The 22,143-nt window shown below is 67.9% G+C and carries 20 protein-coding genes; 6 read left to right on the top strand and 14 right to left on the bottom strand.

Translation table 11 applies throughout. The annotated features are described in order from the left end of the window. Positions 1–134: 134 nt before the first annotated feature. Positions 135–1,238 carry a succinyl-diaminopimelate desuccinylase gene (dapE, locus tag OG203_RS32635; RefSeq protein ID WP_405161068.1) on the bottom strand — a complete coding sequence of 368 codons (1,104 nt, stop codon included), beginning with the start codon at positions 1,236–1,238 and terminating at the stop codon, positions 135–137. A 185-nt stretch (positions 1,239–1,423) separates the two neighbouring features. On the opposite strand from dapE, the gene dapD reads away from it, so the two are divergent. Then, positions 1,424–2,371, top strand: a complete 948-nt coding sequence (gene dapD / locus OG203_RS32630) for a 2,3,4,5-tetrahydropyridine-2,6-dicarboxylate N-succinyltransferase (protein ID WP_405161067.1) — start codon at positions 1,424–1,426, stop codon at positions 2,369–2,371. Between the two features lie 87 nt (positions 2,372–2,458). Here the strand turns inward: dapD and OG203_RS32625 are convergent, their stop codons facing one another. Continuing rightward, positions 2,459–3,886 carry an acyl-CoA synthetase gene (locus OG203_RS32625; protein ID WP_405161066.1) on the bottom strand — a complete coding sequence of 476 codons (1,428 nt, stop codon included), beginning with the start codon at positions 3,884–3,886 and terminating at the stop codon, positions 2,459–2,461. A gap of 146 nt (positions 3,887–4,032) precedes the next feature. On the opposite strand from OG203_RS32625, the gene OG203_RS32620 reads away from it, so the two are divergent. Then, entirely contained in the window at positions 4,033–4,887 is an 855-nt protein-coding gene (locus OG203_RS32620; protein WP_405161065.1) for an oxygenase MpaB family protein, read from the top strand. 98 nt (positions 4,888–4,985) lie between these two features. Continuing rightward, positions 4,986–5,693 (top strand): hypothetical protein, encoded by a 708-nt coding sequence (locus OG203_RS32615; protein ID WP_405161064.1) that lies wholly within the window; start codon positions 4,986–4,988, stop codon positions 5,691–5,693. A gap of 7 nt (positions 5,694–5,700) precedes the next feature. Here the strand turns inward: OG203_RS32615 and OG203_RS32610 are convergent, their stop codons facing one another. Beyond that, positions 5,701–6,333 carry a TetR/AcrR family transcriptional regulator gene (locus OG203_RS32610; protein ID WP_405161063.1) on the bottom strand — a complete coding sequence of 211 codons (633 nt, stop codon included), beginning with the start codon at positions 6,331–6,333 and terminating at the stop codon, positions 5,701–5,703. A gap of 153 nt (positions 6,334–6,486) precedes the next feature. On the opposite strand from OG203_RS32610, the gene OG203_RS32605 reads away from it, so the two are divergent. Beyond that, the gene (locus OG203_RS32605; protein ID WP_405161062.1) at positions 6,487–7,368 is read left to right on the top strand and encodes an oxygenase MpaB family protein; all 882 of its coding nucleotides are present in this window, start codon (positions 6,487–6,489) and stop codon (positions 7,366–7,368) included. 6 nt (positions 7,369–7,374) lie between these two features. On the opposite strand, the gene OG203_RS32600 is transcribed toward OG203_RS32605, so the two are convergent. The 6 genes from OG203_RS32600 to OG203_RS32575 form a co-directional block, all read right to left on the bottom strand. Continuing rightward, positions 7,375–8,331 (bottom strand): proline dehydrogenase family protein, encoded by a 957-nt coding sequence (locus tag OG203_RS32600; protein WP_405161061.1) that lies wholly within the window; start codon positions 8,329–8,331, stop codon positions 7,375–7,377. 3 nt (positions 8,332–8,334) lie between these two features. After that, entirely contained in the window at positions 8,335–9,969 is a 1,635-nt protein-coding gene (gene pruA / locus OG203_RS32595) for an L-glutamate gamma-semialdehyde dehydrogenase (RefSeq protein ID WP_405161060.1), read from the bottom strand. 82 nt (positions 9,970–10,051) lie between these two features. Further along, the gene (locus tag OG203_RS32590) at positions 10,052–10,483 is read right to left on the bottom strand and encodes a nuclear transport factor 2 family protein (RefSeq protein WP_405161059.1); all 432 of its coding nucleotides are present in this window, start codon (positions 10,481–10,483) and stop codon (positions 10,052–10,054) included. A gap of 39 nt (positions 10,484–10,522) precedes the next feature. Next, the gene (gene dapC, locus OG203_RS32585) at positions 10,523–11,629 is read right to left on the bottom strand and encodes a succinyldiaminopimelate transaminase (RefSeq protein WP_405161058.1); all 1,107 of its coding nucleotides are present in this window, start codon (positions 11,627–11,629) and stop codon (positions 10,523–10,525) included. 7 nt (positions 11,630–11,636) lie between these two features. After that, entirely contained in the window at positions 11,637–11,960 is a 324-nt protein-coding gene (gene fdxA / locus OG203_RS32580) for a ferredoxin (protein ID WP_107659126.1), read from the bottom strand. Positions 11,961–12,139: 179 nt separating this feature from the next. After that, positions 12,140–14,740 carry a bifunctional FO biosynthesis protein CofGH gene (locus tag OG203_RS32575; protein ID WP_405161057.1) on the bottom strand — a complete coding sequence of 867 codons (2,601 nt, stop codon included), beginning with the start codon at positions 14,738–14,740 and terminating at the stop codon, positions 12,140–12,142. A 264-nt stretch (positions 14,741–15,004) separates the two neighbouring features. Here OG203_RS32575 and OG203_RS32570 point away from each other — a divergent pair, with 264 nt between their 5' ends. Continuing rightward, a complete protein-coding gene (locus OG203_RS32570) occupies positions 15,005–15,502 on the top strand; it encodes a PH domain-containing protein (protein ID WP_405161056.1) in 498 nt (165 codons plus the stop codon). 5 nt (positions 15,503–15,507) lie between these two features. Beyond that, positions 15,508–17,064 carry a PH domain-containing protein gene (locus OG203_RS32565; protein WP_405168075.1) on the top strand — a complete coding sequence of 519 codons (1,557 nt, stop codon included), beginning with the start codon at positions 15,508–15,510 and terminating at the stop codon, positions 17,062–17,064. Here the strand turns inward: OG203_RS32565 and OG203_RS32560 are convergent. The 5 genes from OG203_RS32560 to OG203_RS32540 all read right to left on the bottom strand — a co-directional run bounded on the left by OG203_RS32560 (position 17,061) and on the right by OG203_RS32540 (position 22,018). Beyond that, a complete protein-coding gene (locus tag OG203_RS32560; protein WP_405161055.1) occupies positions 17,061–17,486 on the bottom strand; it encodes a hypothetical protein in 426 nt (141 codons plus the stop codon). The genes OG203_RS32565 and OG203_RS32560 overlap by 4 nt on opposite strands. Continuing rightward, positions 17,483–17,641 carry a hypothetical protein gene (locus OG203_RS32555; RefSeq protein ID WP_405161054.1) on the bottom strand — a complete coding sequence of 53 codons (159 nt, stop codon included), beginning with the start codon at positions 17,639–17,641 and terminating at the stop codon, positions 17,483–17,485. Before OG203_RS32555 ends, OG203_RS32560 begins: the two co-directional genes overlap by 4 nt. Positions 17,642–17,686: 45 nt before the next feature. Further along, the gene (locus OG203_RS32550; RefSeq protein ID WP_405161053.1) at positions 17,687–19,156 is read right to left on the bottom strand and encodes an amino acid permease; all 1,470 of its coding nucleotides are present in this window, start codon (positions 19,154–19,156) and stop codon (positions 17,687–17,689) included. 190 nt (positions 19,157–19,346) lie between these two features. Next, positions 19,347–20,222: an N-acetyl-1-D-myo-inositol-2-amino-2-deoxy-alpha-D-glucopyranoside deacetylase gene (mshB, locus tag OG203_RS32545; protein WP_405161052.1), complete on the bottom strand. Its 876-nt coding sequence runs from the start codon at positions 20,220–20,222 to the stop codon at positions 19,347–19,349. Beyond that, positions 20,219–22,018: an ABC transporter family substrate-binding protein gene (locus OG203_RS32540; RefSeq protein ID WP_405161051.1), complete on the bottom strand. Its 1,800-nt coding sequence runs from the start codon at positions 22,016–22,018 to the stop codon at positions 20,219–20,221. The genes mshB and OG203_RS32540 overlap by 4 nt, the downstream gene beginning before the upstream one ends. Positions 22,019–22,143 lie beyond the last annotated feature (125 nt).

The following is a 22,143-nucleotide window of genomic DNA, read 5'->3' as shown; positions in this document are numbered from 1 at the left end:
CTCTCCGCGTATTCAGGCCAGATTTGTGTGCCACACCGGTGGCGTCGGCGACCGGTGGTTATGTGATGGACGGGTCAGCCCGTACCCGATGAGTTACCCATGTGTTCACGAAATCAGTCGATCAGTCCCGGACCTCAGGCGGCCGAGCCGGTCAGGTAGTTGCGGAGCATCGCGGTGACGGCGGTGATCTGGTCGACGGGGACATGTTCGTCGCGTTTGTGGGCGAGGTTGGGGTCGCCGGGGCCGAAGTTCACGGCGGGGATGCCGCGGGCGGCGAAGCGGGAGACGTCGGTCCAGCCGTACTTGGCGCGCACTCCGCCGCCGCCGTGGCCGTTCACCGAGGCGACCAGGTCCTTGGCGGCCGGGGCGGTCAGGCCCGGCAATGCGCCGGGTGCGGAGTCGGTCACCTCGAAGGTCAGCTCCAGGCCGGCGAACACCTCGCGGACATGTTCGGTGGCCTGCTCGACCGTGCGATCCGGGGCGAAGCGGAAGTTCACCTCCACCTCGCCGACGTCGGGCACCACATTGCCTGCCACCCCACCGGAGACGCGCACCGCGGACAGCCCCTCGCGGTAGCCGCAGCCGTCGATGTCGACCTCGCGGGCCCGATAGTCGGCCAGCCGCTGCAGGATCGGGGCCAGGCGGTGAATCGCGTTGTCGCCCAACCAGGCTCGCGCCGAATGCGAGCGAACACCGGCGGTGGACAACCGAACCCGCAGTGTCCCTTGGCAACCCGCCTCGATCCAGCCGCCGGACGGTTCGCCGAGTACCGCCAGATCACCCGCGAGCCACTCCGGCAGGTCGCGTTCGATACTGCCGAGGCCGTTGAACTCCGACGCGATTTCCTCGCAGTCGTAGAAGATCAACGTCAGGTCGTGCACCGGTTCGGCGACCGTCGCGGCAAGGTGCAGGAACACCGCATCGCCGGACTTCATATCGACCGTCCCGCACCCGTACAGCACCCGCTCCCCCGCCGCGTTCACCGTGAAATGCCCCGGCACGTTGTCGGCGATCGGCACGGTATCCAGATGCCCGGCAAGCACCACCCGTGTCGGCAACCCCCGATTCGTCCGCGCCAGCACCACATTCCCGTGCCGCAACACCTCGAACCCGCTCGTCTGTTCCCGCAACGCCCGCTCGACGAGATCGGTAATCGCCCCCTCGTCCCGAGAAACACTCGGAATATCGACAAGAGCAGCAGTCAACGTAATCGGGTCAGCACGCAGGTCGATGGTCACGCACCCACCCTACGACCGTCGAAACACCGCCGCGCACATCGTTGGCCCGCCGCGCATCAAGCAGTCAGCAATATCGTGTGCGCGACACAGATAACTGCACGGCACATCTGCAGACCGTGTGGTGGGGCACATCGGCGGGGAGCGGGCTCACCACTGGTCACGATGGGTCGGTAACCTCTTGTGACGTGAGCATTCAGGGAGCAGCAGCAGTCGGTATCGCCAATGTGACCGCGGACGGAACCGTCCTGGACACCTGGTACCCGAGCCCGGAGCTGGGCGAGTTCGCCGAGACAGGGACCAAGCGGCTCGATGACGCGCCTGCGGAGTACGCGGCGCTGCTCGGCTTCGATGAGGCGCGGGGGGTCGAGGTGGTCACGGTGCGCACGACGATCGCCGACCTGTCCGCCGCCCCGGTCGACGCGCACGATGTCTACCTGCGGCTGCATCTGCTCTCGCATCGGCTGGTCCGGCCGCACGGGGTGAACCTGGACGGTCAGTTCGGGCTGCTGAGCAATGTGGTGTGGACCAACCACGGCCCGGCGGCGGTGGAGGGCTTCGAGACCACCCGCGCCAAGCTGCGCGCCCGCGGTCCGGTGACCGTGTACAGCATCGACAAGTTCCCGCGGATGGTCGACTACGTCATCCCGTCCGGTGTGCGCATCGGCGACGCCGACCGGGTTCGCCTCGGCGCGCACCTCGCCTCCGGCACCACCGTTATGCACGAGGGCTTCGTGAACTTCAACGCGGGCACCCTCGGCAACTCGATGGTCGAGGGCCGCATCTCGGCCGGTGTCGTGGTCGGCGACGGCTCCGACGTCGGCGGCGGCGCCTCCATCATGGGCACCCTCTCCGGCGGCGGCACCACCGTCATCTCCGTCGGCGAGCGCTCGCTGCTCGGCGCCAACGCGGGCGTCGGCATCCCCCTCGGCGACGACTGCGTCGTCGAAGCGGGCCTCTACCTCACCGCGGGCACCAAGGTCAGCACCCCCGACGGCACCGTCGCCAAGGCCGCCGAATTCAGCGGCAAGAACAACCTCCTGTTCCGCCGCAACTCCCTCACCGGCGCGGTAGAGGTTGTCCCCCGCAAGGGAACCGGCATCGAACTCAACGCCGCCCTGCACGCCAACGACTAACCCCACCGCACGCAAGCTGGCTCGCCGCGCACGAAATCGCTAGCGGATTCAGGCGCGGCAGGCAGATTCGCGCCCGACAGGCGCAGGTTAGGTGAGGCGTTTCTTTTGAACCTTGCCCATGGCGTTGCGGGGCAGGGCGTCGACAGCGCGGATTTCGCGGGGGCGTTTGTGGGTTGAGAGTTGTTCGGCCACATGGGTGATCAGGTCTTTTTCGATGGAAGCTGGTGGGGTGCCGCGTAATACGACGAAGGCGACTATGCGTTGGCCGAGGTCGGGGTCGGGGAGGCCTACTACGGCGGCCTCGGCGACGGCGGGGTGGCCGAGGAGCGCGGTCTCCACTTCGCCCGCGCCGATGCGGTAGCCGCCGGATTTGATGAGGTCGACGGATTCGCGGCCGACGATGCGGTGGAAGCCGTCCTCGTCGATCGCGGCGACGTCGCCGGTTTTGAACCAGCCGTCCTCGGTCCAGCTTTCGGCCGTGGCCTCCGGGCGGTTGAGGTAGCCGTCGAAGAGCATCGGACCGGAAACCTGGAGTCCGCCGATGCTTTCGCCGTCGTGCGCGACGTCGGCGCCGGATTCGTCGCGCAGCCGGGTCTGCACGCCGCGCACCGGCGTGCCCACCCACCCTGGACGGCGTTCACCGTCGGCGCGGGTGGACAGGGTGATCATGGTTTCGCTCATGCCGTAGCGCTCGATCGGCGCGTGGCCGGTGAGCTCACGCAACCGCTCGAAGACCGGAACGGGCAGCGGCGCGCTGCCGGACACGAGCAGCCTGGCATCGGCCAATTGCTTTGCGGCTTCGGGATCTTCGACGACCCGCGACCACACGGTCGGCACCCCGAAGTACAGCGTGCCGCGCGCGGCGGCATACGCCTGCGGGGTCGGCTTGCCGGTGTGCACCAGCGGGCTACCCACCCGCAGCGGGCCGAGCACGCCGAGAATCAGGCCGTGCACGTGGAAAAGCGGAAGCCCGTGCACCAGAACATCATTCGCGGTCCAAGCCCAGGCGTCGGCGAGCGCGTCCAACCCGGCGGCGATCGCACCGCGGTTCAGCACAACACCTTTCGGCAATCCGGTCGTCCCGGACGTGTAGAGCACGAAAGCCGTTGTGGCAGCGTCCGGTTCGGGATAGGTGTGCCATGACCTGGCATGCACCCGCACCGGAACCACCGGCAGCTCACTACCCTCCGGCGCCTCACCGAGCCAGGCTTGCGCCCCGGAATCGGCCAGGATGTGCGCGAGTTCCGCGGTGCCCGAATCCGGCGGCACCGGAACCACGGTCACACCGGCGATCAGGCAGCCGACCACCGCGAGCACCGTGCTCACGGTCGGCTTGGCCAGCACCGCGACCCGCCCCGCCCTGGCGACCCGCTCGGCGACGGAGGTCGCGGCACCGAGCAGATCGCTGCGCGAGAGCGTGACCCCGTCGATGGTGACGGCATCGGGGATATCCGCACCGCCTGCGACGGCGAGCGGATTCAAGGAACTGAGCAGCAACGGCGGACCGAACGACATGCGCCCAAACTACTTCGCCGCACCCATCGCGCCCCCGATACCTCACCCGATCACGGGTGAATGAACCTCCGATGTGACCGTTGACACACACGATGAGGCGGTGAGACCGTTTATGCATAGCCTTCTCAATGAGACAGGGGTCAACGATGACCAGGCCACTTCGCGCAACGACGCACGAGACCGAGCCGCCCGACGATCTCGACATCACCCAGTTCATCGACGGCATCGCGGGCCTGCTCGGCGGCGCGGCGAACGTCATCATGCAGCTCAGCGCCCTGCCCGTCGGCTACGGCGTGCTGAAGAGCACCGTCGACAGCGGCAAAGTCACGCTGCATCCTGTCAAGCGATTGCGCACCACGGTCACCTATCTCGCCGTCGCGATGCTCGGCACGGACGCGGAGCGCGCCGACTACCGCGACGCCGTCAACCGCTCGCATCGCCCGGTGCATTCGACCGCGTCGAGCCCGGTGCACTACAACGCGTTCGACCCGAACCTCCAATTATGGGTTGCCGCTTGCCTTTACTGGGGCGCGAAGGACCTCTACGAGCGCATGCACGGCCCGATGGACGAGCCGACCGCCGACGCCTTCTACCGATACAGCGCCCGCCTCGGCACCACCCTGCAGGTGCGCAAGGACATGTGGCCCGTCGACCGGCAGGCCTTCGCCGCGTATTGGGACGAGCACCTGGCCAGCACCACGATCGACCCGCCCATCCGTGACTACTTCAACGACCTGATCGATCTGAAGATGCTGCCCCGCCCGGTCCAGCTCGTCTTCGGTCGCCCGCACCGCTTCGTCGTCGCGGGTCTGCTCCCCGAGCACCTCCGCGAGCTGATGGGCTTCGCCTGGACCGCGCGCGACGACCGCGCCCTGCGCCGCATCCTGCGCACGCTCGGCATCACCCAGGCCTGGCTGCCTCGCCAGGCGCGCCTGTTCCCGATCAACGCCTACCTGCTCGACCTGCGCGTCCGCCGCCGCCTCGGCCTGCGCCTCGTTTGACTGAGCAATCGGTCAGCAACCGCGTGTCGCGAGCACCTTTCCGCTGCTGAGCGGTGTTATCTCGAAGGGCACACGGGGGGCCGAGCCAGGAGGAAACGATGGGCTATCGGACCGTCGCGCTCGCCGCCGCGGCAACCTACTGCGCACTCATCTCGCCGACCGCCTGCGCGGAACCACTCGATTCCGACGTGGTCCCGCCGCGCACCGCCATCTCCATCCGCTCCACCCTCGGCGCCCGCTGGAGCACCCCGAACGAACACGAGTCACGCACCAGCCTGTCCTTGACCAAGCTCTACCTCGCCGACTACGCGCTGCACCACGGCGACGGCTCCCGCGCGGACCGCGACCTCGCCGAGCGAATGATCCGCTACTCCGACGACGGCGCGGCGACCACGATGGAGAACAAGTACCCGCAGGCGCTCAAATCCATTGCGGCGGAATACCATTTGGCCGACACCCATTCCGCTGGCAGCTGGGGCGCCGCCTACACCAGCACCGCGGACCTGGCCGACTTCCTCGACGCCAAGATGCGCACCGACCCCAACTCGCCGATCTTCGAATGGATGGCCGCCGCGGGCGAGAACGCCACCGACGGCACCGAACAGGATTGGGGCACCGCCCGTTTGCCGTTCGTCCTCGGCACCAAGTGGGGCTGGTCGGATTTCGGCGAACAAGACGTCGCCTCAGCCTCCTACGGCCCCGGCTTCGCGGTCGCTGCGCATACGCACGGCACGGCCACCGAGCAGACCCTCGACATCCTCGCCGCGCTGCCGGTGGTCGGCCTGCAACTCCTCACCGGCCACTAAGGCCCGGTCAGGGCACCCGGAACGACACAACGATGTGATCGCGCGCGAACTGCCGGATCGCCACGTCGTCGCTGAGCGGAATGACCGTCTGCGGCGTCAGCGCCAGCGACAACGCGGTGCGCGCGATCATCTCCGCGAGCGGCGCCGGGTCGTACGCGGGCAGCTTGCCCTCCTGTTGCAGCCGGGCGATGAACTCGGCCAGATAGTCCCGGCCGAGCTCGAGCACCGGCGCGCCCTTGATGGTGAGATACGGCAGCACCAGCTCGGGCTCGGTCGCCAGCAGCCGGTGCACGAGCTTGTTGTCCCGCAGCCCCGTGATGAACGCGGCGAACAGCTCGACGATCTGCTCCTGCGCACTCGCGTCCCGATCGACCTGCCGCTGCAACGCGGCGTCGACCTGTTCGACGAACTCGCGGGTCTGCCGCAGCCCGACCGCCTCGATCAGCTCGGATTTGCTGGCGAAGCGCCGGTACAGCGTGGCGAGCGAGAGTCCGCAGCGCCGGGCCACCTCGACCATGCTGGTGCGCTTGATGCCGAAGTCCAGAAACGCCAGCAGCGCGGCGTCGAGCACGCGCGTCTGATTGCCGTCTTCCGGACCGGTGCTGCGCACCAACGGCAGCAGTCTGCTCAGCCTCGCCATGCTTGCCAGCCTATCCGGGTCGCCGAAACGATGACACAAGGAGCATTGCAGAGCATCATTGACACAGCACTGAGGCGATGAGAAGGTGAGTCAAGAACCTTCTCACCGTTCGATCGTCCGGGCCGCTCCGGATACAGAAAGTCGAGGTCAACGATGACCGCACCGCTGCGCGCCGTCGCGTCCGAGTCGGATCCGAACCGGGCCGAGCCGTCCGTCGAAGCCCTCACGCCGGAAAGCGTCGAGCAGTACATGGACGGCATCGCGGCCTTCCTCGGCGGCACCGCCAATGTGATCATGCAGCTGAGCCTGCGCCCGGTCGGGCGCGGCGTGCTGGAGAGCACCGTGGACAGCGGCAAGGTCACCTTGCATCCGGTCAAACGGTTGCGCACCACGCTGACCTACATCGCCGTCGCCATGATGGGCTCCGACGACGAACGCGCGGCCTATCGCGAGGCGGTCAATCGCTCGCACCGCCCGGTCCACTCCGGCCCGCGGAGCCCGGTCAAATACAACGCCTTCGATCCGAAGCTGCAACTGTGGGTGGCGGCCACCATCTACTGGGGCATCGACGACCTCTACACCCGCATGCACGGACCCCTGGATCCGGCGACAGCCGAGGCGCTCTACCAGTACAGCGCGCGGCTCGGCACCACATTGCAGATGCGCAAGGAGATGTGGCCCGCCGACCGCGCGGAGTTCTTTCCGTGGTGGGAGGAGAACCTCACGCAGTATCGGATCGAGCCCGCCCTGCGCGAGTACTTCGACGGCATCATCGACCTCGAAATGATGCCTCGCCCAGTGCGATTCGCCTTCGCTCGGTTTCAGCGATTCATCGTCGCCGGACTGCTGCCCCAGCATGTGCGCGATGAGATGCGGATGACCTGGACCGAACGGGACCAGCGCCGATTCGACCGGGTGCTGCGCGGTATCTCCGTCGTGCACGCCCGGATGCCGAAGCAGGCGCGGATGTTTCCGTTGAACATCTATCTGTTCGACCTGCGCAGGCGGATGCGACTGGGAAAGCCGCTGGTGTAGGGACTTTCAGGACTTGCTGACCAGAGCACGCAGGAAGAACATGAGATTGGCGGGTCGCTCCGCCAGCCGCCGGGTGAGATAGCCGTACCACTGGCTGCCATAGGGCACGTAGACGCGCACCGCCTTGCCCGCCGCGGCCAAACGCAGCTGCTCGGCGTCGCGGATGCCGTACAGCATCTGATGCTCGAATCGACCAGGGCCACGGCCGGTTTCGAGGACGAGCTGCTCGGCGGCGATGATCGGCACCGGGTCGTGCGAGGCCACCATGGGGTAGCCGTCGCCGTGCATCAGCACCTCCAGGCAGCGCAGGTAGGCGTCGGTCACCTCGGACGCGCGCTGGAAGGCGACCTCGTGCGGCTCGCGATAAGCGCCCTTGCACAACCGGATTCGCGATCCAGACCCGGACAGCTCGCGACAGTCCGCCTCGGCGCGATGCAGGTACGCCTGCACAACCGCACCGAGCCAAGGGAATTCACCGCGCAGCTCGCGAACCGTCGCCAGCGTGGCATCGGTCGTGGTGTGGTCTTCGGCGTCGACAGTCACCCATACATCGGCCTGCGCCGCCTTGGTGCACAGGATGCGCAGGTTCTCGGTGGCGATCGCGGGTCCGTCCACCGGCAAGGCCTGGCCGAGCGCGGACAGCTTCACCGACACCTCGACGGGCGGGGCGTCGATCTCCGGCAGCACCGGACGGTCCAGCGCGGCAAGGTCGTTGATCAGCGAAAGGTATTCGGCCACTGTGGCATCGGCCTGGTCACGGTCGGTGGTGTTCTCCCCGAGAAAGTCCACGCTGACCATCCGCCCGCTGTGCAGCAGTGCCTGCGCCACCTCGATCAGGTCGTCGCGGGTCTCCCCCGCCACGAACCGCCGCACGATATCGGCGGTGACCGGAATGCCGGTGAGCGCGCGCTTCAACCGCGGCGACTCGGCCGCCGCGAGAATGAGGGGACGCAGCGGATGCACGGGTCACCCCTCCTGGTGCGGGTAGCGGTATCCGGTAGGCGGGACGAAGGTTTCCTTGATCGTGCGCGCGGACACCCAGCGCAGCAGGTTCAGCGGCGAACCCGCCTTGTCGTCGGTGCCGGACGCGCGGGCACCGCCGAACGGCTGCTGGCCGACCACCGCGCCGGTCGGCTTGTCATTGACGTAGAAGTTGCCCGCCGCGAATCGCAGTGCGGCGCCTGCCTGTTCGACCGCCTGACGATCCTGCGCGAACACCGCGCCGGTCAGCGCATACGGCGACGTGGCGTCGACCTCGGCCAATATCGAGGCGTAGGAACCGGGTTCGGCATCGTCGTAGACGTGCACCGAAAGGATCGGCCCGAAATACTCGGTGGCGAAGGACTCGTCGTGCGGATCGTCGGCCAGCAACACCGTCGGCCGGACGAAGTACCCTTCGCTGTCGTCGTAGGTGCCGCCGACCGGAATGGTGAGCCCGGCATTCCTGGCCCGGTCGATCGCCGCGGCATTCTTGTCGAACGCACGCCGATCGATCACCGCCCCACCGAAATTGGCCAGGTCGGCCACATCGCCGTAGGTCAGCTCATCGGCGTGGTGCAGGAACTCGTCGCCCATCGTGCGCCACACCGAACGCGCGATGTAGGCGCGCGAGGCCGCCGAGCACTTCTGCCCCTGATACTCGTAGGCACCACGAATCAGCGCGGCCCGCAACGCATTCGGATCGGCCGATGGGTGCGCGACGATGAAGTCCTTACCGCCCGTCTCACCGACCAGGCGCGGATAACTATGGTACCGCCCGATATTCGCGCCGACCTGCTGCCACAGATACTGAAATGTCTTGGTAGAGCCGGTGAAATGGATCCCGGCCAGCCGGGGATCGGCCAGTGCCACCGCCGAGAGGTCGACGCCGTCGCCGGTCACCATGTTGATCACACCGGGCGGCAACCCGGCCGACTCCAGCAGCCGCATGGTGTAGAACGCGGACAGCGTCTGCGTCGGCGACGGCTTCCACACCACCGTGTTCCCCATCAGCGCGGGTGCGGTCGGCAGGTTCCCGGCGATCGCGGTGAAGTTGAACGGCGTGATCGCGTAGACGAACCCTTCCAGCGGCCGATAGTCCAGCCGGTTCCACACCCCCGCGCTCGACTCCGGCTGCTGCGCCAGGATCTGCCGCGCGAACGCCACATTGAACCGCCAGAAGTCGACCAGCTCGCACGGCGCGTCGATCTCGGCCTGCTGCGCCGATTTCGACTGCCCGAGCATCGTCGCCGCGGCGACCGTCTCCCGCCACGGCCCGGCCAGCAGATCGGCGGCCCGCAGGAACACCGCGGCCCGCTCGTCGAACGGCAACGTCCGCCACCCCGGCGCCGCCGCCATCGCCGCGTCGATCGCCCCCTGCGCTTCGGAATGGGTGGTATCGGTATAGGTCCCCAGCACCTGGCTGTGCCGATGCGGCGCGACGATCTCGTGCCGCTCGCCGATCCCCGGCCGATGTTTACCGCCGATCACCAGCGGCACCTCGACGTTCTCCGCCGCGATCTCGGCAAGCTTGGCGACCAACAGGTCCCGCTCGCGACTGCCCGGCGCGTAGGAATGCACCGGCTCGTTGCTGGGAGTAGGAACAACCGTGACAGCGTCCATACTTCAGGCTAACGCCAGCCGGTGTCCGGTGCCGGTGGCCACCGTGCGCGCGACGCGTGTCGTCGCGGAACGCCCGTCCGCGTTACGGCCAGCCGAGCGCGTCGAACACCGCGACGGGGTCGAGGTAGTCGCGCCAGTGCGTGACCTTGCGGTCGGTGATCGTGAGTACCGAGATGTACCGGTTGGTGTACGGGGCCCCGGTCGCGACGACTCGCCCTGCGGAGGCGTACTCGAGCACTACCACGCCGGTCTCGCGATCGTGATGGACCGCGAGGTCGTGGCAGCGGTCAAGGACGATCGCGGTGCCGTACGGGCGGTACAGCTCAGCGACGGCCTCGCGACCCTCGACGTGCCTCGGGTAGCCGGGAATCGTGATGATGTAGTCGAAGACCACATCATCGGCGAGCAGGTCGAAGAAGTGCGCACCGTCGGCAATGCCGTCGAGGCCCTGCTCGATGATGCGGAAGAACGGGTCGAGCGCCTTGAAGTCGTCGAGATCGGTGATCGTCGTCATGATGGCTCCCGGTCGGCGAGTTCGACTTTCGGCAGTGGGCTAGGCGGCCAATCGTTCGGCGGCGGCGGCGATGCGCTCATCGGTGGCCGTCAGCGCGATGCGGACGTGTTCGGTACCGGTGGGCCCGTAGAAGTCGCCGGGGGCGGCGAGGATGCCGCGATCGGCGAGCCAGTCGAGGGTGGTCCGGCACGGTTCGCCGCGGGTCGACCAGAGGTACAGGCCCGCCTCGGAGTGATCGATCCGGAAACCGGCTTGCTCCAACGCCTTTCGCAGTACCTCACGCCGCACCCGGTAACGCTCACGCTGTTGCGCCTCGTGGGTGTCGTCGGTGAGAGCGGCGGTCATCGCGGCCTGGATGGGGTACGGCATCATCATTCCGGCGTGCTTGCGCACTTCCAGGAGTTCGGCGACCAGGGCCTGGTCACCCGCGACGAAACCGGCGCGGTAGCTGGCCAGGTTGGAGGTCTTCGAAAGGGAGTGCACGGCAAGCAGATTCGTGTGGTCGCCATCGGAAACCTCGGGGTCGAGGATGGAAACGGCGCGGCCTTCCCAGGTGAGACCGAGGTAACACTCGTCGGAGGCGACGATGACGTCGCGTTCACGGGCGAATTCGACGACCTTGCGCAGATGGTCGACGCCGAGCACGCGCCCCGTCGGATTCGACGGCGAGTTCACGAACATCACAGCGGGCGTTCGCGGTCCGAGCTGGGTCAGCCCATCGGCGCGCGCGACCTGCGCCCCCGCGAGCAGTGCGCCGACCTCGTAGGTCGGGTAGGCGACCTCGGGGATGACGACCAGGTCGTCGGTGCCGAGGCCGAGCAACCTCGGCAGTCCGGCGATCAGCTCCTTGGTGCCGATCGCGGGCAGCACCGCCGCCGGGTCGAGACCGGTGATCCCGTAACGCCGCTTCAGCGCGTCGACCGCGGCCGCGCGGAGCTCCGGGGTGCCGTGCGTGGCCGGGTAGCCTGGCACCGCGGCCGCCGCGCTCAAGGCCGCGCGGATGAGCGGATCGACCGGGTCCACCGGGGTGCCGACCGACAGGTCGACGATCCCGCCGGGATGCGTCGCCGCCTTCGCCTTCACCGAAGCGATGGTGTCCCAGGGAAAATCGGGGAGCAGACTGCTGACCCGGCCACGTACCGACACGACCGGGCTACTCGCTCGCCATCGGCGGCAGTTCCTTGATGAACGGCGGGTCGTGGTCGACCTGACCGACCTTGGTCGCGCCGCCGGGCGAGCCGAGTTCGTTGAAGAAGTCGACGTTGGCGTTCACGTACCCGCTCCACTGGTCCGGTGTGTCGTCTTCGTAGAAGATCGCCTCCACCGGGCACACCGGTTCACATGCACCACAGTCCACGCACTCGTCGGGATGGATATACAGCATGCGACCACCCTCGTAGATGCAGTCAACGGGGCATTCCTCGATGCATGCCTTGTCCTTCACGTCAACGCACGGTTCAGCGATGATGTACGGCACTGCCGTTCTCCTAGTCTGTCCTCACCTTGCGGGGATAGTCCGCCCAGCGAACCCTATCCGGACACCCCCACGCTACTCCGGGTCAGCCTTGCCTAACTTCTGATGTTTCGCACGCCACTATCGGAGTGCGAAACCGCCGTCAGGCGCAGGCTGTTGAGCGCTACCGGAAGCCTACGCCGCTAACCGACCGTGAGCGGTAGCGCCGAAACCTTGTGCTGTGGAATGCCGTACGTGGTGGTCCGCTCGCGCGCCGGGCGGCCGATGCCTGCGGCGATCTCGACCAGCTCCGCGACGGTCTTCGCCGAGCCGTGCTGGGATCCGGCCATCCGGGAGATGGTCTCCTCCATCAACGTGCCGCCGACGTCGTTGGCGCCGCTGGTGAGCATCACCCTGGTGCCGACGGTGCCGAGCTTCACCCAGCTGGTCTGGATGTTATCGATCCGGCCGTGCAGCATGATCCGCGACAGCGCGTGCGCGGCCCGGTTGTCCCGGTTCGTCGGTCCGGGCCTTGCCGCGCCGGCCAGGTATAGCGGCGCGCTCTGATGCACGAACGGCAGCAGCACGAATTCGGTGAAACCGCCTGTCTCGTCCTGGATTCCGCGCAGCACCCGCAGGTGCCCGACCCAGTGCTTCGGGTTGTCCACGTGGCCGTACATCATGGTCGAGCTGGAACGAAGGCCGATCTGATGCGCGGTGGTGATCACCTCGATCCACGCGGAGGTCGGCAGCTTGCCCTTGGTGAGCACCCAGCGCACCTCGTCGTCGAGGATCTCGGCGGCGGTGCCAGGAATGGTGTCGAGACCGGCCTCCTTCAGCGCGACCAGCCAGTCGCGAATGCTCTGCCCGCCGCGCGAGGCGCCGTTGACGATCTCCATCGGGCTGAAGGCGTGCACGTGCATGGACGGCACCCGCTGCTTCACCGCGCGCACGATGTCGGCATACCCGGTGACCGGCAGGTCGGGGTCGATGCCGCCCTGCATGCAGACCTCGGTGGCGCCGTCGACGTGCGCCTCCCAGGCCCGGTCGGCGACCTCGTCCATGCTCAGCGTGAACGCGTCGGCATCGCCCTTGCGCTGAGCGAACGCGCAGAACCGGCAGCCGGTGTAGCAGATGTTGGTGAAGTTGATGTTCCGGTTCACCACGTAGGTGACGTCGTCGCCGACGGTGTCGCGACGCAGTTGATCGGCCAGCGCGGCGACGGCCTCGAGGTTCGCGCCGTCGGCCGTGGCCAACGCCAGGTATTCGGCGTCGGAGAGGGCGGCCGGGTCGCGCTCGGCCGCCTTCAGCGCGGCGAGCACCTCGGAGTCGAGGCGTTCCGGCGCGACGACCGCGAGATCGCGGGCCTGTTCGCGGACGGTGTCCCAATCGCCGAAGGCGCCGACCACATCCTGGCCGAGCGCGGAATCGCTGCGGCTCTCGGTATTGCGGCCCTCGGTGTCGATGGCGGTGTTGAGGTCGACTCGTCCGGCGGATTCCCAGGACTGGTCCGGTTCCTGCCAGGGCAGGCCGACCGGCATCGCGTCCGGGTTCGCCAGGCCGGTGACCGGATCGCTGAGCGCGGCGACGTGCACGCCGATCCTCGGGTCGATCCATGGGCTGCCGGCGCGCACATACTTCGGATGCGCGGAGGTCCGCTCGACCAGCTGGTATCCGGCCTTCTCGGTGATCTCACGCAACGTGTCCAGGTTCGGCCACGGGCGTTCCGGGTTCACGTGGTCCACCGTCACCGGCGACACGCCACCCCAATCGTCGATGCCTGCGTCGATCAGCGCGAGGCAGTCCTCGTGCGACACCAGGTTCGGCGGCGCCTGCACCGGCACGTCCGGGCCGAGCAGCAGCCTGGTCACCGCGATGGTGGCAAGGAACTCCTCGATGCCCGCGTCGGGAACATCGCGCATTGCGGTGTCGTCCTTGGCACGGAAGTTCTGGATGATCACTTCCTGGATATGCCCGAAAGCCTTGTGCTGCTTGCGAATCGCCATGATCGACTCGGCGCGCTCGGTCAGCGTCTCACCGATGCCGACCAGCAGGCCGGTGGTGTAGGGCACCGAGAGGCGGCCCGCGTCGGTGATCGCGCGCAGCCGGATCGCCGGGTCCTTGTCCGGGCTGCCGTAGTGGCAGGCGCCCTTCTCGGTGAACAGCCGGGTCGCGGTGGTCTCCAGCATCATGCCCATCGACTGCGCGACCGGCTTGAGCCGCGAGATCTCCTCCCACGACATCACACCCGGATTCAGGTGCGGCAGCAGGCCGGTCTCCTCGAGCACCATGATCGAGACGGCGCGCAGGTAGTCCAGGGTGGAGTCGTAGCCGCGCTCGTCGAGCCACTGCGCGGCCTCTGGCCAGCGATCCTCGGGCCGGTCGCCGAGCGTGAACAGGGCCTCCTTGCAGCCGAGCGCGGCGCCGCGGCGGGCGATGTCGAGCACCTCGTCCGGCTCGAGGAACATGCCCTTGCCCTCGGCGCGCAGCTTGCCCGGCACCGTGACGAAGGTGCAGTAGTGGCACTTGTCACGACAGAGGCGGGTCAGCGGGATGAAGACATTGCGCGAGTAGCTGATGGTCTTCGGCCGACCCGCCGACTCCAGGCCCGCGTCGCGCACTCTGGCGGCGCTGTGACTCAGATCTTTGAGATCGTCGCCGGTCGCGTGCAGCAACACCGCGGCCTCGTCCACGTTCAACGTGACCCCGTCCCGGGCTCGTCGCAACGCCCGGCGCATGGCCGATGGAGAGGGAGGTGCAGTAGGAACGCTCGGGTTCGGCAATTCGGTCACGTCCTCGATCATGCGCTAACCATCCGGACCTGTCTCCTTCCGATGCTGATGAGTGAGCGTAGCGACCAGACCCACCGGGCGCGGGACGCCGCGTTCACCACGGAACCCTGTGACAGCGAGGCACCATGTGAGCGTTGACAACTGCGCGAAGCTCGGGCCTATTCCATCGGCACCCCGCCGACATTCCCGGCGCGCCGGTGTGCACGGTCACCCGTGCCGCCGCGCCGCAGGTGATCGGCGGCCCCCGAGGCCGAACTTCATGGAACCATGGCAGGCATGTCTCAGCCGCGCACGATCATGGCCAGTCCGGCCTGGCGTCCAAGTCCGAAGGCCAAACTCTTGTGGACCGTGCAGGCCGCGTTGGTCTGGGTGGTTCCGTTCGCGGCGCAGCTCGTCTGGGCGATCCTCGACTCCGGCAATCGGGGGTGGCAGCTGACGGTGTTCCTGGTGACGCTGCTGCTCGCGGTGCTGAACATCCTGGTGGTGCCGTGGTGGCGGTATGCGGTGCACCGGTGGGAGGTCACCGAGGAGGCCGTGTACACCAGGGTCGGCTGGCTCACCCAGGAGAGCAGGGTCGCGCCGATCTCGCGGGTGCAGACCGTCGACACCGAACGCGGGCCGCTGGCGCGGCTGTTCGGGCTGGCCACGGTGACGGTGACCACCGCATCGTCCGCGGGCGCGGTGCAGATCTCCGAGCTCGACCTGCCGGTCGCCGAGGAGACGGTGACCCGGCTGACCAGGATCGCGGCGCAGCATCGGGGGGACGCGACGTGAGTTCTATGGAGGCGCTCGCGCCGGAGACCGATCAGCCGTGGTCGCGGCTGGACAAGCGAATGCTGTTGGTACACCCGGTCACTGAAGTGGTGAAGTTCATTCCGGTGCTGATCGGGTCGGTGATCCTCGGCACCAGCAGCGGAAATCATGTGTGGAGCTTCATACCGCTGGCGTTGATCGTCGGATTCGCGCTCACCCGCTGGTTCACCACCACCTATCGGGTCGGGCCGACCCATGTCGAGCTGCGTACCGGGCTGCTGCAACGCAAGAAGCTCGCGGTGCCGAGGTCGCGGATCCGGTCGGTGGACATCGAGGCGGATCTGCTGCACCGGATACTCGGTCTCGCGGTGCTCGCCATCGGCACCGGGCAGCAGGCGGACAAGGGTGACAAGTTCAAGTTGGACGCGCTCGACGCGCGTTTGGTACCCGAGCTGCGTACCGCGCTGCTCGCGCACACCGGCGGTGCGCCGCACAGTGTTGCCGGACAATCGCTTCCGAGTGCCGACCCGACCGTCGCCGAGCCTTCGGACGGACAGTCCGGGCGCGAGATCGCGCATTGGAATCCGAGCTGGGTCCGTTACGCGCCACTGTCGTTGACGGGTTTCGCGTTCATCGCGCCGATCGTCGGTGTGGCGTTCCAGTACGGCGTCGGCCAGGTGCTGTTCCGTTCGGACGCGGTGCACCGGGTGCAGACCGGCGGCGCCGCGCTCATCGCCATCGGCACCGTTGTCCTGATCGCGGTGATCGTGCTCGTGGTCAGCCTCGCCGCCTGCGCCCGTTATCTGACAACGTATTTCGGCCTGCGCGTCCTCGATGACGGCCGGACGCTGCACCTGCGGCACGGCCTGTTCACCACCCGCCAGATCACCCTGGATCTGGCCCGCTTCCGCGGCGCGACGGTGAACGAACCGCTGCTGCTGCGGTTGGCCGGTGCCGCCGAGCTCGAGGCCATCATGGTCGGTGCGAGCCCGCGCCAGAAGATCCTGCCGCAGGCGCCGCGCACCGCTGTCGAGCACACGCTGAGTCACCTGCTCGCGCCGAATGAGTTCCAGGACAAGGTGATTGCCGCGCCGACCGAGGGGCCGACGCCGGGCAGCGCACCGCTGATCGCGCACGGGCCGATCGCGCGTCGCAGGCGGTATATCCGCACGCTGGCTCCGATCGCCGTCGCCGCGCTCGTCATGGCGGCGTTTTCGGTTGCGGGCGCGGACTTTTCGCCATGGTGGTTGGCACTGCCCGCGCTGTTGGTTCCGGTCGCGATCGCGCTGGCGGAAGACCGTTATCGCGGTCTTGGCCACGCCGTTCTCCCAGGAACGGCTACCAGACCGACCTGGTTGATCACTCGCTCCGGTTCACTCGGCCGTGACCGTGACTGTCTCGAAGCGCCCGGCGTGATCGGCTGGACCGTGCGGCAGTCGTTCTTCCAGCGCCGTGCCGGGGTCGCCACCGTTGTCGCGGCCTCCGCCGCGGGCAAGAAGCGCTATCACGTGCTCGATATCCCGCTCGATGAGGCCTTCGCCTTCATCGACGCGGTCACCCCCGGCCAGCTCGGCACCCGCTAACGCCTGCTGAACAATCCGGAATTGACGCGAATGTAGATGTACACCAGCGGCGGCACCAGGCCGCAGAACAGTAAAAGCACTGTGCGCCAGTCGCTGGCGAGCATGATGTCCCCGCCGGGGCCGGTGCTCGCGCAGACGAGGAACCCGAAGGTCCACGCGGCCAACGGCAGGAACATCGCCGCCGTCCGCTGCGAAACCGACCGCGCGCCGAGTACCAGGAGGATGTTCACCGGACCGGCAAGCACACCGGACAGCGGAAACCCGGTACTGCCGAAATAGGTGGGCAGGTACAGCACTTCCAGCGCGAGCGTGATGAACGCATCGATCACCAGAATCGCGAGGATGAGCGGCGCCAACCAGGCCGCGGCGGCGGACGGCTCGCCGTTCGTCACAGACGCGTTGCCGTCGACGGTCGCCCTCACGGCACCGGCGGGAAGCCGAGCAGGGTCAGCAGGTGACTCTGCATATCGACGAACCCGTACAGCACCGTCAGGTACAGGTCGTGTTGGGCCTGCCAGTTGGGCTTCATAGTGTCGACGAACGCGGCGATCGCGTCCTGGACCGACCAGTTGTACATGGGAGCGAGTCTATTCCGGCGTCGCCGCGGCCGGGGTCAGCATGATCACTTCTCGCCGTCGACCGGGATGTTGGCGACCACCGGGAACTCGCCGGTGTACCCCTGCCGCTCCTCGGCGATGGACAGCACCCGCTTGCGGGCCACCAGCCAGCCGACGATCAGCATCGGGATGATCAGCACCAGCGAGGCGACGGTCCAGGTGCCCACCGGATAGTCGAAGCCGGTCAGCACCACCACGAAGAACAGGAACACCAGCGTGAGCAGTCCGGTATAGGGCGCGCCGAACATGCGGAACGACGGCCGCTCCGCCTTGCCCTGTTTGCTCCACCGCCACAGCTGCAGCTGGCACAGCACGATGGTGGCCCAGGAGGCGACGATGCCGAGCGAGGCCAGGTTCAGCACGATCTCGAAGGCGCGGTCGGGCACCACGCCGTTCAGTGCGATGCCGACCAGCGCGATCAGGCTGGTCAGCAGGATGCCGCCGTAGGGAACGCCGTTGCGCCCCATCACGCCGGTGAACTTCGGCGCGCTGCCGTTCATCGACATGGACCGCAGGATGCGCCCGGTCGAGTACAGCCCGGCGTTGAGGCTGGAGAACGCGGCGGTGAGCACCACGAGGTTCATCACGCTGCCGATACCTGGCACGCCGAGCATGGTGAAGAAGGTGACGAACGGGCTTTCCTTGGCGGTGTAGGCCGTGTACGGCAGCAGCAGGCCGAGCAGCACCAGCGAGCCGACGTAGAAGATCGCGATGCGGGCGATCACCGAGTTGATCGCGCGCGGCATGATCTTGGCGGGGTTCTCCGTCTCGCCCGCCGCCGTGCCGACCAATTCGACCGCGGCGTAGGCGAACACGACACCGGAGACCACCACGACCAGCGGAAGCACCCCGGTCGGGAACAGGCCGCCGTGGTCCGCGATCACGCTCGGCCCGGTTGGCTTGCCCTGCACGGTGAATCGGCCGATGAGGAAGATGGTGCCGACGATGAGGAAGGCGCTCAGCGCGAACACCTTCACCAGCGCGGCCCAGAACTCCATCTCGCCGAACCACTTCACCGAGATCAGGTTGATGCTGAGCACCAGGACCAGCGCGATGAGCGCGAGCAGCCACTGCGGGATGCTGCTGAACGCGGTCCAGTAGTGGAAGTACTGTGCGATCGCGGTGGTGTCGGCGATGCCGGTCATCGACCAGTTGAGAAAGTACATCCACCCGGCGACGAACGCAGCCCTCTCGCCGAAGAACTCGCGGGCGTAGGAGACGAACGACCCGGATGACGGCCGGTGCAACACGAGTTCACCGAGCGCGCGCAGAATGAGGAACGCGAAGAATCCGCAGACGCCGTAGACGAGGAACAGTCCGGGTCCCGCATTGGCGAGCCTGCCGCCCGCGCCGAGGAACAGCCCGGTGCCGATGGCGCCGCCGATGGCGATCATCTGCAGCTGCCGCGGTTTGAGACTCTTGTGGTAACCCTCGTCCTCGATACTGAGGTGAGCCTTGTCGCCGACCGCCGTCATGAACCGCTTCGCCTCCACATCGCTGAATTCGAGATCACGGGAACGGTACCCGGCCAAGGTTATCGAAGTGACAGCAACCCTCAGGCAATGGATATCCGCAGCTCAGCCGGTACGCAGGGAAGCATTCGAAGATTACGCCGGATTGCCACAGGAACTGCGGAGGACCAGGCGCGCCGTCGATAGAAGTTCGTTATTCAAGGCCCGCTAAAAGATCACGTTCGCGGCCATCCGGACCGACCGGTCCCCTTCTACCGCGCACCAGGACGTAGCACTCCTCCGGCAGTACCGGCTGAGCAACATTGTTGGACAGTGCGAATTCGCGGCCGGACGGTGCCAGCGTGAGCTGGGTGGCGTGTGCGCGCAGCGCGGCGCGTTTGGCGGCGAGCGCGTCGGACACGTCGATGGTGGTCGTCACGGTGCGACTCGGCACGCTCGCGAGTTCGCCATCGGTGGGTAGTCGCCAGCCCGGCGGCAACCGGCCGGGTAGTCCGTCGACGGTGCGCTTGGCCAGCGCGGCCGTGTGCTGGCGCAGCATGTCGGCGTCGGTGACGGTCCAGTAGAACTTCGGCGTGTCCCAGCCGCGCTCGGCCGCGGAATGCACTGCGGCCGTGGTGATCTGGTGGGCGCGAATGTGGTCGGGGTGGCCGTAGCCGCCGTTCGGGTCGTAGCTGATCATGACCTGCGGCCGCAGTTCCAGGATCACCTCGAGCAACGCGTCGACGGCCGCGCCGCCCGACCGCACGAACACCCGAGGCTTCGCCGCCGCCGGGGTCCCGGCCATGCCGGAATCGCGCCAGTGGCCCGCGCCGCCGAGGAACCGCGGCGGCGCGGCGTCCATGGCCCGCAATGCCCGGGTCAGTTCGAGGATGCGATAGCCGCCGAGTTGATCGGCGCGGTCGGCGGTCAACTGCGCCCACTCGTCCCCGATGACCTCGCCCTCCTCACCGAGGGTGCAGGTCAGCACGGTCACCGGCACGCCGCGGCGGCGGTAGTGCGCGATAGTGCCACCGGTGGTGATGGATTCGTCGTCGGGGTGCGCGTGCACCAGCAGCAGACCGCCGGTCATTGGATCTTGCGCCACTGTCCGGCGTCGCCGAAGATGCCGACCTGGATGCTGCCGCTCAGCGAGGCACCGTCTACTCGCGGACCGGCCGCGGCGACGACGTTGTCCTGCACGATCGGCAGCACCGTGGCCAACTCCCACAGCTTGGGCTCGGCGTCGCCGAGTACCCGGCCCGTGTCGATGCCGCGCAACGCGTCGTCGATCGGTTGTTGCAGGCTTGGGTCACATACACCGGACAGGTTGGCCGGAGCGCGGCGCGCCGGGTCCGTGCTCGGCTGCGTGGTAGCGGCGGTACCGGTGGCCGTGCCGGGTTCCGGTGGCGGGCAACCATATCGGGAGGCGAGCGTGGTGGCCGGGTCGGAACCCGCGCGCTCCCAGCCGACGATCGCGTCGATCGTCCCTTCGACGAGCTCGCGCCCGTACAGCTGATCGGCGGAGACGCTGCGCACCGTGGCATCTATTCCGGCACTGCGCAATTGGTCGGCCGCGGTGTTGGCGACGGCGATGGCGGTGCTGTCGCCCTCGACCGCGCCGATCCGAATCGTCAGGGATTTACCGTTTTTCGCGACCGGTCGCGGCGTCGGCGCTGGCGAGGTCGGCGAGTTGACCGGCGGCGGCTCCGGCGCGCGGCCATAGCCCGCCTCCGCGAGCAACGCGAAGGATTCCTCAGCGGGCGGCCGGGGTGGCGAGGTCGGCGCGTAGCCGGGGTCGGACGGCGAAAGTATCTGTGCGCGAGCCGGTTCCACCCAACCGCCGGTCTGCGCGCCGACCGTCGCGAGCAGCGCGGGATCGAGCAGTGCGAGCACCGCGCGGCGCACCCGGATATCGCTGACCGGCCCGGTCCGGCCGTTGAGCGCGAGCTGTAGCTCCCGCGACTGCGGCATGATCGCGGTGCGCACCGACGGAATGGCGGCCAGCTGGGCCTGGGTCGCGACACCGCCGTGCACCAGCGTCATCTGAGCGTCGTTGGTCCGCAACGATTCCGCCAGCTCCGCGGGGGTGCCACCGCGCCGCAACTGGATCTCGTCCGGTGCGGCCGGGGTGCCCCAGAAGCGGGCGTTGCGCTCGAGCAGGATCTCCTCGCGGCCTCGGTCGATGTTCTTGATAGCGAATTGCGCGCCGGAGACCCGGATGCTCTTCACCCAGCCGTCCTGGAACCCGCCGGGCGAATCCTTCATCAGGTGCGAGGGCAGCAGGTTCGTGAACAGCTGCCGCCACGCCGGGAAGGGCTGTCGCAGCGTCACGGTCACGACCTTGCCGCCGCCGGCGGAACCGATGTCGGTGATCAACCGGTACCCGGCCGAGTCGACAACGCCGGGCTGCGAAATCATCTGCTGCCACAGGAATTGGAAGTCCTCGGCGGCGATCGGCGCGCCGTCGGACCAGTTCGCCTCGTTGCGCAGCGTGTAGGTGATGGTGAACGGATCCTGCGGGGTGGCGGCCTCGGGCGGAGTGGTGTCGGCCGTGGCGATCAGCGAGGTGTCGGGCACCCAGTCGGTGGCGCCGGGCGCCACCGGGCTCGGCACCGGGCGGAACGGGCTCGGCAGCACCATCGAACTCAAGGCGGCGGTGGCCGGCGATTGATCCGCGCGCAGATGCGGATTGAAGCCGATGCCGATGGTGTCGATCGCGACGACCACGGTGCTCTTGCCCGGCTTGGCCGGGGTGGTCTTCGGGCTGTCGGTGCTCTCGATCGGCGGCGGCGGGTTCGCGGTGCACCCGGCGAACACCGTCAGCGACGCCGCGAGGATCAGCACCAGGACCCGCCAGGTGGCGCCCCGGCTCGACCGCGGGCTCACGCTGCGCACGCTACCGCGTCGATCGACGGCGGTATCGCCACAGCGGGCGCCGACGTCGGCCGTGCCATGCCATTCCCTGCGCCCACTTTCACGGTTGCGGACTCTACCGCACCCACCTGACGGAA

This window comes from Nocardia sp. NBC_01499 (assembly GCF_045040275.1).
In the GTDB taxonomy this organism is placed as follows: domain Bacteria; phylum Actinomycetota; class Actinomycetes; order Mycobacteriales; family Mycobacteriaceae; genus Nocardia.
Note: the sequence above shows the minus strand (reverse complement) of the source record. Positions and strands in the feature narration are given on the sequence as shown.